The sequence below is a fragment of the Planctopirus hydrillae genome, from assembly GCF_001707835.1.
Classification (GTDB): Bacteria; Planctomycetota; Planctomycetia; order Planctomycetales; family Planctomycetaceae; genus Planctopirus; species Planctopirus hydrillae.
In genome coordinates this window covers 511,062-527,109 of sequence record NZ_LYDR01000063.1, presented here as the reverse complement: position 1 = coordinate 527,109, position 16,048 = coordinate 511,062, and the positions used below count along the sequence as shown (strand labels likewise).

At 53.4% G+C, this 16,048-nt stretch carries 13 protein-coding genes; 7 read left to right on the top strand and 6 right to left on the bottom strand.

The features are described from left to right. Positions 1 to 178 precede the first annotated feature (178 nt). On the bottom strand, positions 179 to 1,291 hold the full coding sequence (locus A6X21_RS09520; protein WP_068847387.1) for a prenyltransferase/squalene oxidase repeat-containing protein: 1,113 nt from the start codon (positions 1,289 to 1,291) through the stop codon (positions 179 to 181). A gap of 251 nt (positions 1,292 to 1,542) precedes the next feature. Between A6X21_RS09520 and A6X21_RS09515 the strand changes: the two genes are divergently transcribed. Further along, the gene (locus tag A6X21_RS09515) at positions 1,543 to 2,787 is read left to right on the top strand and encodes a prenyltransferase/squalene oxidase repeat-containing protein (RefSeq protein ID WP_131818267.1); all 1,245 of its coding nucleotides are present in this window, start codon (positions 1,543 to 1,545) and stop codon (positions 2,785 to 2,787) included. Between the two features lie 162 nt (positions 2,788 to 2,949). Continuing rightward, the gene (gene glpK, locus A6X21_RS09510) at positions 2,950 to 4,452 is read left to right on the top strand and encodes a glycerol kinase GlpK (protein WP_068847533.1); all 1,503 of its coding nucleotides are present in this window, start codon (positions 2,950 to 2,952) and stop codon (positions 4,450 to 4,452) included. Between the two features lie 19 nt (positions 4,453 to 4,471). Here glpK and A6X21_RS09505 read toward each other — a convergent pair whose 3' ends face one another. The 3 genes from A6X21_RS09505 to A6X21_RS09495 form a co-directional block, all read right to left on the bottom strand. Further along, positions 4,472 to 5,638, bottom strand: coding sequence for a hypothetical protein (locus A6X21_RS09505; protein ID WP_131818266.1), 1,167 nt, complete (start codon positions 5,636 to 5,638; stop codon positions 4,472 to 4,474). Between the two features lie 104 nt (positions 5,639 to 5,742). Next, entirely contained in the window at positions 5,743 to 6,930 is a 1,188-nt protein-coding gene (locus A6X21_RS09500) for a TFIIB-type zinc ribbon-containing protein (protein WP_068847378.1), read from the bottom strand. Positions 6,931 to 7,025: 95 nt separating this feature from the next. Next, the gene (locus A6X21_RS09495) at positions 7,026 to 8,153 is read right to left on the bottom strand and encodes an SPFH domain-containing protein (protein ID WP_068847376.1); all 1,128 of its coding nucleotides are present in this window, start codon (positions 8,151 to 8,153) and stop codon (positions 7,026 to 7,028) included. Positions 8,154 to 8,304: 151 nt separating this feature from the next. Here A6X21_RS09495 and A6X21_RS09490 point away from each other — a divergent pair, with 151 nt between their 5' ends. Next, entirely contained in the window at positions 8,305 to 9,243 is a 939-nt protein-coding gene (locus tag A6X21_RS09490) for a carbohydrate kinase family protein (protein WP_068847374.1), read from the top strand. A gap of 48 nt (positions 9,244 to 9,291) precedes the next feature. On the opposite strand, the gene A6X21_RS09485 is transcribed toward A6X21_RS09490, so the two are convergent. Together A6X21_RS09485 and A6X21_RS09480 are read right to left on the bottom strand one after the other, a co-directional pair. Next, on the bottom strand, positions 9,292 to 9,951 hold the full coding sequence (locus A6X21_RS09485) for an NAD(P)H-dependent oxidoreductase (RefSeq protein ID WP_083233511.1): 660 nt from the start codon (positions 9,949 to 9,951) through the stop codon (positions 9,292 to 9,294). A 146-nt stretch (positions 9,952 to 10,097) separates the two neighbouring features. Continuing rightward, positions 10,098 to 11,018: a bestrophin family protein gene (locus A6X21_RS09480; RefSeq protein ID WP_068847371.1), complete on the bottom strand. Its 921-nt coding sequence runs from the start codon at positions 11,016 to 11,018 to the stop codon at positions 10,098 to 10,100. 170 nt (positions 11,019 to 11,188) lie between these two features. Between A6X21_RS09480 and A6X21_RS09475 the strand changes: the two genes are divergently transcribed. The 4 genes from A6X21_RS09475 to A6X21_RS09460 all read left to right on the top strand — a co-directional run bounded on the left by A6X21_RS09475 (position 11,189) and on the right by A6X21_RS09460 (position 15,990). Beyond that, positions 11,189 to 12,220, top strand: a complete 1,032-nt coding sequence (locus A6X21_RS09475; RefSeq protein ID WP_068847369.1) for a metal ABC transporter solute-binding protein, Zn/Mn family — start codon at positions 11,189 to 11,191, stop codon at positions 12,218 to 12,220. Between the two features lie 37 nt (positions 12,221 to 12,257). After that, the gene (locus tag A6X21_RS09470) at positions 12,258 to 13,046 is read left to right on the top strand and encodes a metal ABC transporter ATP-binding protein (RefSeq protein ID WP_068847367.1); all 789 of its coding nucleotides are present in this window, start codon (positions 12,258 to 12,260) and stop codon (positions 13,044 to 13,046) included. A gap of 101 nt (positions 13,047 to 13,147) precedes the next feature. Further along, positions 13,148 to 14,563 carry a metal ABC transporter permease gene (locus tag A6X21_RS09465; protein ID WP_165603741.1) on the top strand — a complete coding sequence of 472 codons (1,416 nt, stop codon included), beginning with the start codon at positions 13,148 to 13,150 and terminating at the stop codon, positions 14,561 to 14,563. Between the two features lie 50 nt (positions 14,564 to 14,613). Next, positions 14,614 to 15,990, top strand: a complete 1,377-nt coding sequence (locus tag A6X21_RS09460; protein WP_068847363.1) for a metal ABC transporter permease — start codon at positions 14,614 to 14,616, stop codon at positions 15,988 to 15,990. Positions 15,991 to 16,048 lie beyond the last annotated feature (58 nt).

Sequence of the window (16,048 nt, the reverse complement as noted above, 5' to 3'; positions counted from 1 at the left end):
ATCCAAGTGGATCAAAGAGCTCTTTGGGCCGATTAATCTGTCGCTGATGAAGTCGCTGATGAACCTGTGACTCAAACAAGCTTTTCTAGAGAATCCTCCGGGAAAGCTCGATGACATGCGGCGGAAATGTCATCGAAAAATGACCTGAATCCAGCACATTTCTTTCAGTGACGCTCCACTAGAGATCCGACATGGGGAGTGATCGCCGGGGGGCTTGCAGCGTCAGAAGTGCAGCGGCCGTGCAGAAGGTGCGGGACGTAATGCAATGGTGTCCGGTCCAGCTTCCGTCCCGGTTCTGATGTTTAACCAATCGATTGCAGACGAGTGGGTACCATTGTTGCCAGTCTTCGCGTTGTTCTTGAAGAAGGCATTCTGTCATCAAGTAAAACGCCAGGTATTCTTCGCCACCTGCGTGGAGAAAAGGTCGATCATCCATTTTGGCGATCTCAATCATCTGACGGACGCATTCGATGTACGCCGCCTCATGTCGATGCTGCGTGGAATGCAGAACCCGGATGGTGGAAGCCGACTTATAGAAATCATGCATCCAGTTGGTTTCCTGCTGGCTTTTCATTTGCAGCTTCTTAAGCAGCGCCTGGCCTGCCAGCTCAGCCGAGGCCTGCACCTGGATGCCGCAAGAACTAGAAGCTCTGAGTGATTCCCAGCCCATGATAGTTCCCAGGATCGGGGCCCAGCTTTCTTCGCCCCAGGTGCCGTCATCCTTCTGGCTGCTGGCAATGATATCGATCAGTCGTTTGAGTTTTTCGCAGATTTCACGATCGTAACTGCTCGATTCTCCGAGAGTCTGGCTGAGAAACAGTGCCGCAAAAAAGAGATCGGCGTGGCGTCCAATTTTTCTTTGTACCAGAGAAAGCTGTACCGCTTGATCTTTGGAAGGCGGAAAGTCATCGATTCGCATGAGCATGATTTCGAGAATCTGCCGAAGTTCAGCCGAATGCCGACCGCCACGTGGAGTGTTCCCCTGAGAAAGCAATGCCAGACCTGTGATCGCAGTGCAGCTCAGGTCAAAGGGTTGATCGATATCCGGGCCAACACCGCGCCGATTCAGGGCGGACATCAGCCAGCGTGTTCCTCTGTCGATCGAATTCTGTGTTTCATGCGAGACGAGCGACGCCGAGGATCGCTCATTTTTTGCCGGAGCGGCTGGCTGAGTTTCAAGGCGATCTGCTGGCATTGTCGGGAAGCTGGTTTCAATAACCTGGGCTGTTTCCGTCGTCTGCCATAATGCCCAACCACACATTCCCAGTGCTACAACGAGCAGGAGTCGCATGTTCAAATCCCTTTTTGGAGGTCGAAAGAATTTTCGAAGCAAAACCTGATCCGGCCTACACAAAGGAATGAAAATTGTCCGAAGAAGAACCGCCAACTGACTGAGAAAATGTGATCCGCATGCGTCTAAAGCCGCTTTTGAAGAGATTCACAGTGGAGATCTTCACTTTAATGACACGGCATTTTGGGAATGTCCTCGTTTCAACCTTGGCATGGCGTAAGGTCTTACAGCGCCCTGCCATAATTTGCGTCATGTCGTTGTTACATTTTGTGACGGGTTGTGATTCCCAGCCTCAACAGGATTTACCCACCATCAGCGATAGCAATCTCCGGTCGGTTCCGGAGGTGGCAGCAAAGCCGTCAGAAGTTGCATGTGAGTCAGTGCTTGACCAGAAGTATGAGCGCTGTCTGAAAGCATGGAAACATGGCATTCAATGGTTGTTGAATCAGCAGCAGGCCGACGGCGGGTGGCACTCTGAGGTCTATGGAGTTATGCAGGGAGGAGTTGGTCAGACGGCACTGACACTCGATTTGCTGACTCGAAGTGAAAGTCTCGAAGGAGTGATTCCTCCGATCGCCATTCGGCGGGGGATTGACTTTCTCACCAAGCATGTTGATGAAATGGGATTGGTTCAGGGGCCCGGCCGGGCGGCTGATTATCCGGTTCATGCCACTGCACTATTGCTTCGGGCATTAAGCCGAACCCATGCCGTGGAAAATTCTGATCTGAGTCGTCAGTTAACAGCGGCACTCCAGGCCTCACAACGGATTGAGGCCCAGGGCTGGATCCAAAGCGATCCGGATTTTGGGGGGTGGGGGGCACTCAATGACCGTGCTCCACTGGCAGATACAACTTCGGAACGATCTTATCGCTCAGGCAGTCCATCCAATATTTCTGTGACTCGTATGGTGCTGATGGCGCTGGCTGCTGCCCAAGGCCTGACAAAAGAGACTGCACGCGATGCCGAACTGTTTCTTGGCAGATGCCAGGCGAACGCTCCAATGCCGATGAGCACGGCGGTTTATTTTTTTACGCCTGATCCCATGGACATCCTTAATAAACAGGGTTTTGAGTTCAGTGCTGACCAACGTCCTCAGGCCAAACCTTATCCCACTGCGACCTGGGATGGGTTAATGGCCAGGAAGATCTGTTTGCAAAAGCAGTTCCCTGAGCTTCATCGACCGATTGTCGAACCGCGGCATGAGAAGCCACTCCCTTTCTCGACGGCCAACGAGGGCGAGTCATTCAAAAGTCCCGATGGGGATGCAGGTCTGGATTACTACGAAGCATCGCAGTGGGCTGAATTGAGAGTGTTCATTCGATCAATCATCGATACTGCTGATTGGGACGAATTGATCCAGCGGCTTCTTGATCGACAGCGGGCCGATGGCCGATGGGAAAATGATCACCGTGAAATGCGGGAAGACGACCCGTTAATTGCAACGCCTTTTGCCCTCATGGCACTGGGGCAATGGTTGAGCGAACACCATCCATAAAAAGTCTCCGCTTTGTGGTTGCTTGCGTCATGACGGTTGATTGGAATCTTGAGAAAACATCTCAAGTGAATCACTTGCTCATGAGAATCAACGATGGACGATAATATTTCCGCCTTTTCTCAGGACTCTCCAGTTAGAAGTCAGGCAAATGAACTGGGCGGCGTGAATAAATCTTTCAGAAAGCAGGCAGATTTCATCCTCGCTCTCGACCAGGGAACCACTTCGAGTCGAGCGATACTGTTTGATCGAGACGGAAAAGTGGCGGGACGGGGGCAGGAAGAGGTGACGCCGCTCTTCCCTTCTCCGGGGCATGTCGAGCAGGATCCGAACCAGTTGTGGCTGACGACGTTGAGCAGTGCCCGTAAGGCGATTGATGCCGTGGGTGCTGCTGCCAGAGAAGTTTCTGCGATTGGTCTGACCAACCAGCGGGAAACGACCATTATCTGGGATCGGCAGACAGGAGTTCCGGTCTCTCATGCGGTGGTGTGGCAAAGCCGCATTACCTCGCCGGAATGTGCCCGGCTCAAGGCTTTGGGCCACGAGCCACTCATTCGGGAAAAGACGGGACTGGTGCTCGATCCCTATTTTTCGGCCACCAAGATTTCGTGGATCCTTGATCAATCCCCTGCCCTGCGGCAACGGGCAGAAAATGGGGATCTGTGCTTTGGAACGGTCGATTCCTTTCTGTTGTGGCGATTGACTGCAGGTCAGGTGCATGCGACCGATGTCACGAACGCCAGCCGGACTTTATTGTGGAATCTGCACGAGGGAGCATGGGATCAGGAGTTGTTGGAAATCTTTCGTGTACCTCGTGCCATGCTTCCGGAAGTGAAGCCATCGAGCGGCCTGTTCGGCATGACGGATCGCAAATGGTTTGGCGAGGAGTTACCCATCACCGGGATCGCGGGCGACCAGCAGGCGGCTACCTTCGGCCAGCAATGCTTTACCCCTGGACTGGTCAAGAACACCTATGGGACTGGTTGCTTTGTGGTGATGAATACGGGCTCTTCCATTGTGCCCTCGAAGTATGGCCTGCTGGCGACTGCCGGCTGGAACATGCAGGGAAAGACAACCTTTGCACTGGAAGGGGCAATCTTTGCAGCGGGAGCGGTTATTCAATGGTTGCGAGATGGTTTGCAGATTATCCAACAGGCGAGTGACAGCGAGCAACTGGCGAGTCGAGTTTCTGACAATGGAGGCGTCTACCTGGTGCCTGCGTTTGTGGGGCTGGGAGCCCCGTATTGGGATGCCGAAGCTCGAGGAGCAATCTATGGGTTGACGCGCGGTGCGACGAAGGAACATGTCTGCCGGGCGGCCCTAGAGTCGATCGTATTGCAGACGCGCGATGTGGTGGAGGCCATGACATGCGATTCGGGATTGTCGATCCCCGAACTGCGGGTCGATGGCGGGGCGACCGCCAATAACCTGCTGATGCAGATGCAAGCCGATATTCTGGGGATTCCCGTACAACGACCGCAGATTCTCGAAACAACGGCACTGGGAGCGGCTTATCTGGCGGGATTAGCCTCGGGTTTCTGGCCACAGATGGCCGATTTATCACATCACTGGCATGTGGATCGAGTCTTTGAGCCACGCATGAGCGTCGATCATCGCGAAACATGGTATGCCGGCTGGAAGAAAGCGATTGAGCGGACACGGTCTTGATGGAAGATCGATGATCGAGTTATTGACAACTCCAGGTTCGTGCTGCCGACCAGCGTGAACCCGGGTGGCCAATGGCGACCAGCGGGCGCTCCAGCGCATTCACCTCGATCAAGTGCTGAATAACGCCCATGGAATATGATTTTTGTGGTGGCATGGGAGCTTTGAGTTCATTGAGAGTCCACTGATTCAATGCCAGCCGATGGAGATGATCGAGGTCGGCACAGGGGCCTGCGGGGAGTCCTGGCTCGACCCACTTTTGCAGTGATGGTGGGAGTTTTTGCAGGTCGTCTTCGGTGAGGTAAAGCGTGACCTTTTCGCTCCGCATTGAATAGACCGCCCAGCCCATCCAGGGAGCACCGAGATCAAACAGAACCAGTAGCGCAGGGAGCCACAGGAGACTTGCCATCACCAGGTGACGAGCACTTGCCGGGAAAGAATGAAGTAACCGGAAGGGAGTCTTTAGACTCATAGTTTGAGATGAACGTGAATCGCTCTGTAAAACTGTTTGTTGCTGCTGGCGATGCTGTACCAGCAGACCCAAAGCGATCCCTGCACAACTGATATTCCACAGAATCACTCCCGTGCTGTGATTCAAACCCCACGGGCCGAGAGCTGAGATCAGCAGGCCATGCATGATCATCGCCAGGATCAGTCCCACGGTGCGTGTCCGAGGGATGGCAACGAGTATCCCGACAAGCAGTTCACCAGCGGGGAGAGCCAGACTGAGTGTATGCCAGATTTTGGGTGACCACAGCCGGGAGATCACGCTCAGCCCCAGTGACTGCAGCAACCCACCCAGAAGCGTGGGGCCGAGTTCATGGGCAAAGGCCAGGTCGAGTTTCGAGATTCCCGAGCAGATATAAATCGTCACAAGGATCACGAGCCACCAGCGGCTCGCAGTTCGAGGCGAAAAGAGCAGCCAACTCAAGACAATCAAGCCGCCATGCCAGACCCAGGGCTGCAGTCGTTGCTGACTGGCCAGCACCAGCCAGCAGGTACTGCACAGGACAGGGATGCACCACCACGTCTTCTGGTGAGGAAAGAAAACTCCCACCAGCAGACCAATGAGCAACGCCATGATTGCGAGAGGATCGACCCATGGCGAAAACTTCTCGATCAGAGGCACATACGGGATCGTTGGGAATGCGTGAATTCCCCACCACAAAGGCCAGGTGGCGAAAATCATGAGGAGCCACCAGCAGCACACCCAACGGATCAGAAGGCTGGGAACATCCGCACCAGCCATCATCCTTCGTGTGGCCGAGGTGTTTACAGTTGAAGGGGTCTGCATCACTTTTGTGTCAATGCAAACAGAGTTAACGCCGCGGCTGCCGCAGCGAGGATGGCCAGAGTAATTTTGATCCAGCTATAAGGGCGATCGCCACTCACTTCGCCTGTGACGGCATTCACCATAACGGGGTATGTCTTGTCGCGATAACGGTAGGCCAGTAACCAGACTGGCAATAAAAGATGCTTGAAAGTGAGTGCCGTAAACTGAGTTTTTAACTCATGGACACGTTGCTCATCGCCACCGATCCGTTGGCGGGTTTCGGCCATTAAGGCTTGCCGCATTCTTTGCTGGCCCAGTTCGAACGATTGATCAAGTGGAATGTCGTACGTTCTGGCAAAAATTCCAGCCATGGCATCGGGGGTGAAAGGAACACATTTCTCCAGCGGCCACGGTTCCAGATGCTGCGCAAGATCATGTCGCTGCGAACGAATCGCGAGAATCAGCACATCATCAAAGAATCGCTGGAACTGACCGGAAGCGTAAGACCATCTTGTGCGGGTTTCGGTGCGTCGATCTTTGCCCGTACCGACAGTAACGGTGTACCGATCGCCACGTTCGCCCTGATAGCGATTAAAGGTCATGGCATCGAAAGTGAAATACGGGAGATAAACGCCTTCGAATTTCCCTTTGGCTCCGAGTTTTTTGAAATCGTTCGGAGCGAACCAGCGGGATTGAACCCACTGCTCGATACAACTGGCGGCCTTTTCTCGAACGATAAAAAAGGGAAGCACCCCATCGACCGGAATGCGCGCGGCCGACTTATGGACATCATTGCGTTGGATCGGGCTGCCGCAATAAGGGCATCGGCTGCTGGTCAGTGTCCCCACAAAGAGGACATTCGCACCGCAACCATCGCAGTGAACCTCCTGGTCTCCGACGGTGGCACTGTTGACCTCTCCCTCGGCGGTCTCGATGTCTGCATGCTGCTCTTGCAGTCGCGCGAGCATGGCGTCGAGATCCTGCTCCTCGATCGCGACATCAGCGGGAATTTCGAGTTGTTCGATGTGTCCGCAGAAGGGGCATTTCAACTCCTGATGCCCGATCCGAAATTCGAGATCTGCCCCGCATTGACTGCAAGGAAAGACACGAGCCTGACCATCATTGATGACCCGTGAGCTCCCTCCAGCCGCTGGTCGCTCGGGTTCAGGTTCGGGCTCGAAAGTCGTAATCGGCGTTGGATCAGACATACTGCTTGATGCACCTTGAGTGCGTGGCTTTGCTTCAAAGTCTTCGACAGAGAGTGATGCCAAAGTTCATCGCGAGCTGGAATCGCACCGGATGATCAAGGAGTGGGTGGGAGCGGAGGCGGGCCACTCTGGAACAAACTCGCCAGAGGTGTCTGGCTGGCTGGCTTCCACTGATCCATACCTGTGCTCCAGACAAGACTCTCAGCCGAGAGCTGGCCTGTCTGAATGGCTTGTTGAACCTGGGCAGGTGTGTAAGGGCCCAGTGATTGGCCATTCAAGGCGACATGCCACTGGACGGCACCCGGTAATGGTGGCGGGCTGCCCGCATTCGCTGCAGCGGCCGGGCCACCGACTCCGGGGGCCACATAACCTGGCTGATTCATAAAGCGACTGGCCATGGCAAAGCCCATCCCCATGCCCAGTCCGTCCCCTGCTCCACCATTCGGATTGTTCGCAGCGTCTCCCATCGCTTCGCCGAACTTGTACTGTTGGAACTTGTTCATATCTCCAATGACACCCATGCTGCTGCGGGTATCGAGCGCCTTTTCGACCGCTTCCGGGAAGGAGATGTTGACGATCTGCAGATTGGGGATCGACAGGCCGTATTCATCATCAATCTGTTCTTGAACCGCTTTGCGCAGCTCTTCCGACATCCCGCGATAGTTGGCAGCCAGATCGAGTGCGGCAATCTGCTTTTCACCAAGTAAGGTCGACATGCTGTTAACGATGATCGAGCGGAGCAATTCGCCAATTTCGTCGGCTTCGACTTCGCCATCGGTCCCGACGAGTTCTTTGAGCAGCGCCTTCGGATCGATGGCCTTGAGCGCATAAGTTCCAAATGCCCGTAAACGAATCGGACCAAACTCAGGGTCGCGAAGCATCACGGGGTTCTGAGTGCCCCATTTGAGATCAGTGATCTGCCGGGTGCTGACGAAATAAACTTCGGAACGGAATGGACTGTTGAAGCCGTATTTCCACCCTTGAAGAGTTCCGAGAATGGGGAGATTCTCGGATTTAAGCTGATAGTTTCCAGGTTCGAAAACATCGGCGATCTGCCCGCGATAGACAAACACCGCCATCTGGCCGGGCCTGACAATCAGTTGGGCTCCATTTTTGATTTCGTTCTGATAACGAGGAAATCGCCAGACCAGTGTCGTGCGGTTATCATCCAGCCACTCGATAATGTCGATCAGTTCAGCGCGAAGTTTGTCAAAGAGCCCCATGATAGAACCTTGGGTGAGAACGAGTGGGATGTGACTGGTTACGGATCGAATCGAGTGGCGAAAACCACGCCAGACCAATCCGCTTGAATACTATCGATACCGCAACCTCGACTTCAAGGTGGTGCTGCACTTCTCGAAAAGGAGTTTCTCCATGAGCTATGACCTTGTTGGTCTCGGTGAATTGTTATGGGATTGTTTGCCAGAAGGCCGGGTTATGGGTGGAGCACCTGGGAATGTGGTGTTTCATGCCCGGCAACTCGGGCTGAATGCTGCACTGGCAACACGAATAGGAGACGATCTCCCGGGACGTGAACTGTTGCAGCAGGTCAAATCCATCGGGCTGCCCACCCATCTGATACAGGTTGATGCTCACAGACCGACGAGCCTCGTCACTGTGGAACTCGATCAAACCGGGTCTGCAAAATATGTCTTCACTCCGGACTGTGCCTGGGATGCTCTTGAGCAGTCGCCACTCTGGCTCGAAGCGTGTGCCTCAGCCCGGTCGATCTGCTTTGGATCGTTGGCCCAGCGCGGCAAGCACTCTCATCAGACGATCTTGTCCTGCCTCGAAGTCTCCCGTGAAAGATCACCAGCAGCTTGCCGCCTGTTTGATATCAATCTCAGAACGCCTCATATCGATCGTGAGGCGATCGTTGCCTCGTTGCGACTGACGTCAGCCTTGAAGCTGAATGAGGATGAGTGGCCTCTATTGATGGGCATGCTGGAGAGTTCGCCTCAGGGGTTTCCATCGACCACATTCGAGAAAGCTTCGGCCGAACTGGTCTTTGAGAAATTCCCTGATTTACAGTGGATTTGTATGACTCAGGGTAAGGCGGGATTGAGTCTCTGTCGTCGCGGGGAGTGGGTTAAAGTGGGCGGGCAATCGATTCAAGTGGTCGATACTGTCGGTGCTGGCGATGCAACTTCCGCCGGTTTGATCTATGGACATTTGCAACAGTGGCCACTCGAAAAAACTGCTCGATTTGCCAATACGTTGGGTGGCCTGGTTGCGAGTCATCGAGGGGCTACGCCACGACTGCCTTTACAACAACTGGCGGCCCAATTTGAGGTTTGCCAATTTGAAACTTAACTGGCGGGATGATTCGATTCTGGTCATCCAGATGTGAGCTGTTGTGAGTTACTGCTCGATGTGAAAGATCAGTTGTTCTGAGGGATATCGAACTTTCGCTGCAGCGGCATATTTGTCGTCTTCAGCACGATATCCGAGTGTGCAAACAACGACAGTCTCGTAGCCATCTTTGCGACAATCGAGAATCTCGTCGTATTTGGCAGGAATAATCCCTTCCATCGGGCAGGTATCGATGCCCAGGGTCGCTGCGGACGTCATCAGATTTCCCAGGGCAATATAGACCTGTCGAATGTTCCATTCGCGTACGGTCATCCCCGCAGGTGGATTCTGAAGTGAGTTGATGATGACATTTTTCAGGCCGGCCAGCGATTCAACAGGAACCTGCCGCGTTGTGGAGATGGAATGAATGTATCGTTCGACATCTTCTGTTGTCAGTTCGCTTTTTGCGGTCAGCACCACGATGTGCGACGCATCACGAACTTGAGTCTGTCCCCACGAGATGGCTGGCAACTGGCTTTTGACAGTCATATCTGTCACCACATAAAAGCGCCAGGGCTGCAGGCCAAAAGATGAAGGTGTGAGAACGAGAGACTCCTCGAGAACCTTCCACGTGCGATCAGGGATTTTCTTATGGCTGTCGAATTTTTTGACCGCATACCGCCATTGAAGTGCTTGATGAAGATGCTCGGGAGAAATCGGATGAGTCACGATCCACAGCCTTTCCGGGCGAGCGCACTTAATGTCTGGATTGATGAACAATAAATTATAATTCGGCAGGTAAGTTCGCCAATCGGCGAGGCTCTGAATGTCTCGAAATGCGCCTGACAATAGAATTCGAGACGGATCTCTGTGAATCAATTTTGAATGAGTGGCCCATGAACTGGTTCAGTGGCAGAGCGTTGGGCACTCGTGAATTCAGCCAGATTGGACTGAATTGTTCGGCAGAAGTCTTCGAGAGGCAAGTCGTTGGAATCGACTCCGAACGGATCTTCAATTTCAACCCCGATTTCTTCAATACCGAACATGGTGTAGGCGATGATGAGGGTCGCCACAATCGTCTGCCAGCCAAAGTCATTGACGAGAGCCAGAGGTAAAGTAAAGCAGTAAACCATCAGAACTCGCCTCAAATGAACGGTATACGCAAAAGGCGCAGGGGTATTGCGAATTCGCTCACATCCCCCGAGGTAATCCACCAGCAGCGTCATGTTATGGTCGAAAAACCCCTGCTGAATGCTGTCAATGTGCCCCGCTCTGTGGGCCTCGTTGACGAGATTCGTCATTTGGCCGGCAACAAACATCGGGGGATGAAGAGCACTGATGGCAGCATGCACATCATCGGGCGGAAGTTCTTGAGCAATGGGGCCCAGGCTGCGTTCATTTCTCAGCCGATACATGGTGGCCCACGAAAAGGCGGATGTCCATAAACTCAAACGCTGCTGAATTTCTGGAGTCGACTGCAGTAATGATTGATTGAGCCTGCCCAGATTCCGGGATTCGTTAATCAGCGATCCCCAGAGTTTCCGTCCCTCCCAGAAGCGGTCATAGGAAGAATTGGTGCGGAAGACCAACAGAAGACCGACAACAACGCCTAGTAAAGTATGCCCTGTGGCTGGAAATTCGAAACCACGAAACCATTCAGGGAATCGGTAGTGGGCCATGGTGACCACTGTCGACCAGAGGACGCAAACAGCCACCCTCCCCAGAATCTCCTGGACCATTGAGCCGCGAACATCGAACAAATGGCTTGTCCAGCGATGCGGGTTGTAAGGAATCATAAAGTCGAGCTCTTTCAGAGTCTGGGGACTATCCCTTCCGGATTTCCCAAAGATTAGGAGCAGAAAGCTCTTGCACGTCAATGATGCAGAAAATGTGACTTGACGTTCTGCTTGTATCTGAGCATATTAAAAATAATGTTTTGATTAATCAAAAACGTCGTGAAGTGGCTATGTCCGTCCGTTCGACTCTTTCCCGCCGAGAATTTTTCACCTGGCTGGCGGTGCTTTCAGGGTGTTCGACAGGGATCAGCAGTCCACCATTCAATCGACCTGCCAGTCTTGTGGCTTCTACGGGAATGGTGGGTGATCTGGTTCGTGAACTGGTTCCGCCCTCTCTGGGGGAAGTCACCACATTGATTCGCCCTGGCGTCGATCCACACCTGTATCGACCCACCCGGGCTGACTTACTGAAGGTGCTGAATGCACGTGTGATTTTCAGTTCGGGGCTGCATCTTGAAGGGAGAATGGATGCCCTGTTCGAGCGAGCGGATCGACCGGGTCGCCCGTCAATTGCCATCACGAGCGACATCCCCAAAGACCAGATCATTTATCCCGATGACCACTCGGGCCGTCCAGATCCTCATTTGTGGATGGATGTGAGCCTGTGGCGAGCAACTCTGGGGCTGATTGCTCGAACTTTAAAGGATGTTTTTCCACAGGCTCAGGATGAAATTGTTGGGCGAGAAGCCCAACTTTCCGACGTGCTCGCCCGTCTCGACAAAACAGTCGAGGAAATGGTGGCCTCGATCCCGGAACCTCAGCGATTGCTGGTCACCTCGCACGATGCCTTTGCCTATTTTTCCAGAAGATATCACATCCCTGTCGAATCGATTCAGGGCGTGACGACAGATTCTGAACCAGGCGTGGCAGACATTGATCGTCTCGTTGACATCATTTGCAGCCGTAAACTACCGGCGATTTTTACAGAATCCAGCGTGAATGATCGTGGTTTGCGGGCGGTTGTTGAAGGCGTCAAGGCTCGGGGGCATGAACTGATTCTCGCTGGGCCGCTTTATACAGATGCCTTGGGAGAGCCAGGTTCCCCGGCAGATACCTATGTGGGCATGATGCTGGAAAATGCCCTTCAGATGGCGTCCATTCTTGGAGGATCAACAACTCCCCTCGATCACTGGACTCAATCATCTGGCAATACTCACAGCAGCTCCCGGGGTCTTTTCAAACCCCTGAGCTCAAACCCCTGAGCCCGGCGATGAATATGTGCGAGGTAGACCGCTGATCATGAATGCCGAGAATTCTCCACCAGATTCGCCGCTTGTCATTCGTGATATGACGGTGGCTTACGGCCGAAAGCCTGTACTCTGGAATGTTGACTATGTCTCACCCAGTCAAAAGCTGATCGCAATTGTCGGGCCCAATGGGGCTGGCAAAAGTACCCTGTTGAAGGCCGCTTTGGGTTTGATCCCCAGGCAGAATGGAGAGGCTCTGTTTTTTGGCCAGCCTTATCAGGCAGTACGACAAAGAGTGGCCTATGTCCCGCAGCGATCCAGTGTCGACTGGGACTTCCCGATCAGTGCCCTCGAAGTGGCGGCCATGGGTTGTTACGGACGCGTGGGGTGGTTTCGCTCTGTGAATCGTGACGCCAAAAACACAGCGCTGGCTGCTCTCGAACAGGTGGGTCTGGGAGACGTGGCCAGACGTCAGATTGGGCAACTTTCCGGAGGCCAGCAGCAGCGTGTGTTTCTTGCCAGAGCCCTGGCTCAGGATGCCGACCTTTATCTGATGGATGAGCCGTTTGCTGCCGTCGATGCCACGACAGAGCAGTCGATTGTCTCCATGTTGCAGGCATTGAGAGATCGAGGCAAGACGACGATTGTCGTGCATCATGATCTGCAGACTGTCTCGGAATATTTTGACGAAGTGCTGTTACTGAACCTGCGGCTGATTGCCGCAGGAACGGTTTCCGAGGTGCTGACGCCTCAAAATCTGAAGGCGACGTACGGTGGTCAGCTTTCCATCCTGGATGCTGTTGGCCAGCGGATGTCAGCGAGACAATCCGTGACCAGTTAGAATTTCGAGGCGATTGAGTCCCATGGGATCAATTCCAGTTGATCGATCAGTTCTTTGATTTTGCTTCAGCCAGAACGGTGATTTTCAAGACGATGTTTTCCATGAGTTACAACGCTCTGCTGGTGCTTTCGGGCACAATGCTCTTAGGGGCGTCGTGCGGATTGATGGGCGTTTTCTTGACGTTGCGGCGTCAGGTTCTGCTGAGTGATGTGATCAGCCATGCCGCTTTACCCGGTGTGGCGATGGCGTTCCTTTTGGGATTATGGCTGGCCCCCGAGAAAGCAGGCACACTTCCCTGGCTGGTCGGTGGATCGATGTTTGCTTCGGGGGTTGCCGTCCTGATCTGTTTTGCACTGCAGCAGGTCAAACCACTCTGGGGAGAAGCGGCTTTTGGCATTCCACTGGGTGGATTTCTCGCACTGGGCGTTGTCTTCTTCTCGATCATTCAGCAGGTTCCTTCAGGAAATGCCGCTGGACTTGAAGGACTGCTCTTTGGAAGAGCGGCTGCTCTTTCGAGTACCGATGTGCTCCTGCTGGGTGGGTTGGCAGGGATCGTCGTGATTGTCTGTCTGCTGTTACGAAAAGAATTGCTGCTGATCGCTTTTGATCGGGAATTTGCCATTGCTCAGGGGCTGCCTGTCGCTTTGCTGGATACGTTGCTGACTGGAATGACAGCTGCCATTTGTGTGCTGGCTCTGCCGATGGTGGGTTTTTTACTGGTGGTGGCATTGATGGTGACACCCGCTGCAGCGGCACGCTTCTGGTCGGATCGACTGGGACTGATGATCCCGGTTTCCGTAGTGCTGGGGATGGTATCTGCTGGGCTGGGAACACTGATCAGTGGTCAACTGGAGTACGTTCCGACAGGGCCGGCGATTGTCCTCTGTGCCACCATGTTTTTTGCAATCAGTGTCTGTTTTGGTTCGTCACATGGCTTCATCTACCAGTGGTGGAGTCAGCGATTGTTGAAGCAGGAGCAGTTACTGGACGACCTGTTGCGAAGTACCTACGAAGAATTCGAAGCGGCAACGGCGAAACTCCAATCAGCAACAATGGCTCCGGCACAAACTGGTCACGCAGACTTACCTCAACTGGCGTTGGACAATCGTTTGAGTGGTGTTCATCCATTGACCGTCGCCCCGGACGAATTCTGGTTGAATCAGGCGGTTTGCTTCCCGAAATCAATACCCACGAAAGATCTTTCGCTTCTCAAACAACTGGCAGTGAATCGAGGCTACTTAAGAATCGATAGTGCGGGTCAATGGCGAATGACCGAACTGGGCTGGCAGAAAGCGAAAGCTGTTGTTTTGCGGCATCGCCTGCTGGAATTGTATTTGATTGAGCATGCTGAATTTCCTCCCGCTCAAGGTGATCGTACTGCCGACTTACTGGAACATGCCCTCGGGCCACATACGGTTGATGAACTGAAAATTCTGCTTCGAATTGACTTTGGGCAAGGGGTCATTCGCAGCCCCCATCCCCTGGAAGCAACTTCAGTTCGTGAAGTTGCTCCTTAATGGCACCAGTGACGACATTGCCAACCTTGATTGTGACATGAATTGAATCCATGGAGTTACTGACACAAATTCTGCAGGCGCTTTCCACCTGGTGCCTGATTGATACCTGGATGGTGGTGATGGCTGCATTGGTGGCCATGGCTTGTGCTATTCCCGGCTCATTTCTGGTTTTGCGCAGGCAGTCTTTGCTGGCCGATGGTGTAAGTCATGCCGCTTTGCCGGGCGTCGTCGTGGCATTTCTCTTGAGTGGATTATTACCAGCCGGAAGTGGCTGGAGTGTGGTCATTCTTTTGGCGGGAGCTGCAGTCTCAGGAATATTGGCTTCCATCCTGATTGAGCAGTTGAAGAGATTGCGAACGATCCACGCAGATACCGCTTTGGGCATTGTTTTTACCACATTGTTTGCTGTGGGCCTGCTGCTGTTAAGAACACTGGCCGATCGAATTCATCTCGATCCGGCTTGTATTGTGTTTGGCAATCTGGAGGTTGCCGTCGTTGAGACTTTTGCAGGAACCAGTCTGCCCATTGGTGTTGTTGTGGCCCTGGTGACTTTGGTTCTCAATCTGACCTGTCTATGGCTCTTTTACAAAGAACTGCTGATCTCGACGTTTGATACCGTATTTGCCGAGTCGATAGGAATTGCCGCTTCCCGTGTTCAACTCCTGCTGGCGGTGCTGGTGGCGGTGACAATTGTGGGGGCGTTTCAAACGGTGGGAAGTCTGCTGGTTTTGGGGATGCTGGTGATTCCCCCTGCCACAGCGAGGCTGCTGACATACCATTTTCCATCGATGATACTGCTGTCGATGGGAATTGGATTGTTTTCGGCTGTGATGGGGCACATCCTGGCGATCAGTCTCGTTGGTCCACTGCTGGCTTCGATTGGTGTGGACGGGATTGAAGCTGTCAGTACGAGTGGCATGATGGTGCTGGTGGCCAGTGGATACCTGCTGCTGGCACTCCTGTTGAGTCCTGAATATGGAGCGTTAAGCCGGCTGGGTCAGCAGATGCGTACCCAGATGCGAATTGCTGAAGAAGACCTGCTGGCGGTCCTCTATCGACTAGAAGAGGCCGGTCGACAGGTTTCGACGAAAGATCTGTCTTCTCTCGTGGCGGAATCAACCGGACAGCCCGCCTGGAGAATCTGGGCCGCCAGTCGGCAATTGATCAGGAGAGGAGCCATGTCCTACGAAGATCATCATTATGTGCTGACTGAGATTGGCCGTCAGGGAGGGCGGCAGATTGTGCGTGCACATCGACTCTGGGAGACATTTCTGGCTCAGAGATTGGGTTTGCGCCCTGAGCAATGGCACGATAATGCCAGCCGAGCGGAACATTACATTTCTTCGGAACTGCGTCATGAGCTTTCGAACGATCTGATGCGACCTGATCAGGACCCTCAAGGTCGGCAGATTCCACCTGAAAGTTAAGAACTAAAACGTGATGAGATCATGCATTCAAGCATCAGTCACTCTGATTTTTCCGTTG

Bases quoted from the DNA above. Each gene is read 5' to 3' on its own strand.
- A6X21_RS09500 (WP_068847378.1), bottom strand. From the start codon at position 6,930: ATGTCTGATCCAACGCCGATTACGACTTTCGAGCCCGAACCTGAACCC.
- A6X21_RS09515 (WP_131818267.1), top strand. From the start codon at position 1,543: ATGTCGTTGTTACATTTTGTGACGGGTTGTGATTCCCAGCCTCAACAG.
- A6X21_RS09475 (WP_068847369.1), top strand. From the start codon at position 11,189: ATGTCCGTCCGTTCGACTCTTTCCCGCCGAGAATTTTTCACCTGGCTG.
- A6X21_RS09465 (WP_165603741.1), top strand. From the start codon at position 13,148: ATGAGTTACAACGCTCTGCTGGTGCTTTCGGGCACAATGCTCTTAGGG.
- A6X21_RS09520 (WP_068847387.1), bottom strand. From the start codon at position 1,291: ATGCGACTCCTGCTCGTTGTAGCACTGGGAATGTGTGGTTGGGCATTA.
- A6X21_RS09490 (WP_068847374.1), top strand. From the start codon at position 8,305: ATGAGCTATGACCTTGTTGGTCTCGGTGAATTGTTATGGGATTGTTTG.
- A6X21_RS09460 (WP_068847363.1), top strand. From the start codon at position 14,614: ATGGAGTTACTGACACAAATTCTGCAGGCGCTTTCCACCTGGTGCCTG.
- A6X21_RS09495 (WP_068847376.1), bottom strand. From the start codon at position 8,153: ATGGGGCTCTTTGACAAACTTCGCGCTGAACTGATCGACATTATCGAG.
- A6X21_RS09505 (WP_131818266.1), bottom strand. From the start codon at position 5,638: ATGATTTTCGCCACCTGGCCTTTGTGGTGGGGAATTCACGCATTCCCA.
- A6X21_RS09480 (WP_068847371.1), bottom strand. From the start codon at position 11,018: ATGATTCCTTACAACCCGCATCGCTGGACAAGCCATTTGTTCGATGTT.
- A6X21_RS09470 (WP_068847367.1), top strand. From the start codon at position 12,258: ATGAATGCCGAGAATTCTCCACCAGATTCGCCGCTTGTCATTCGTGAT.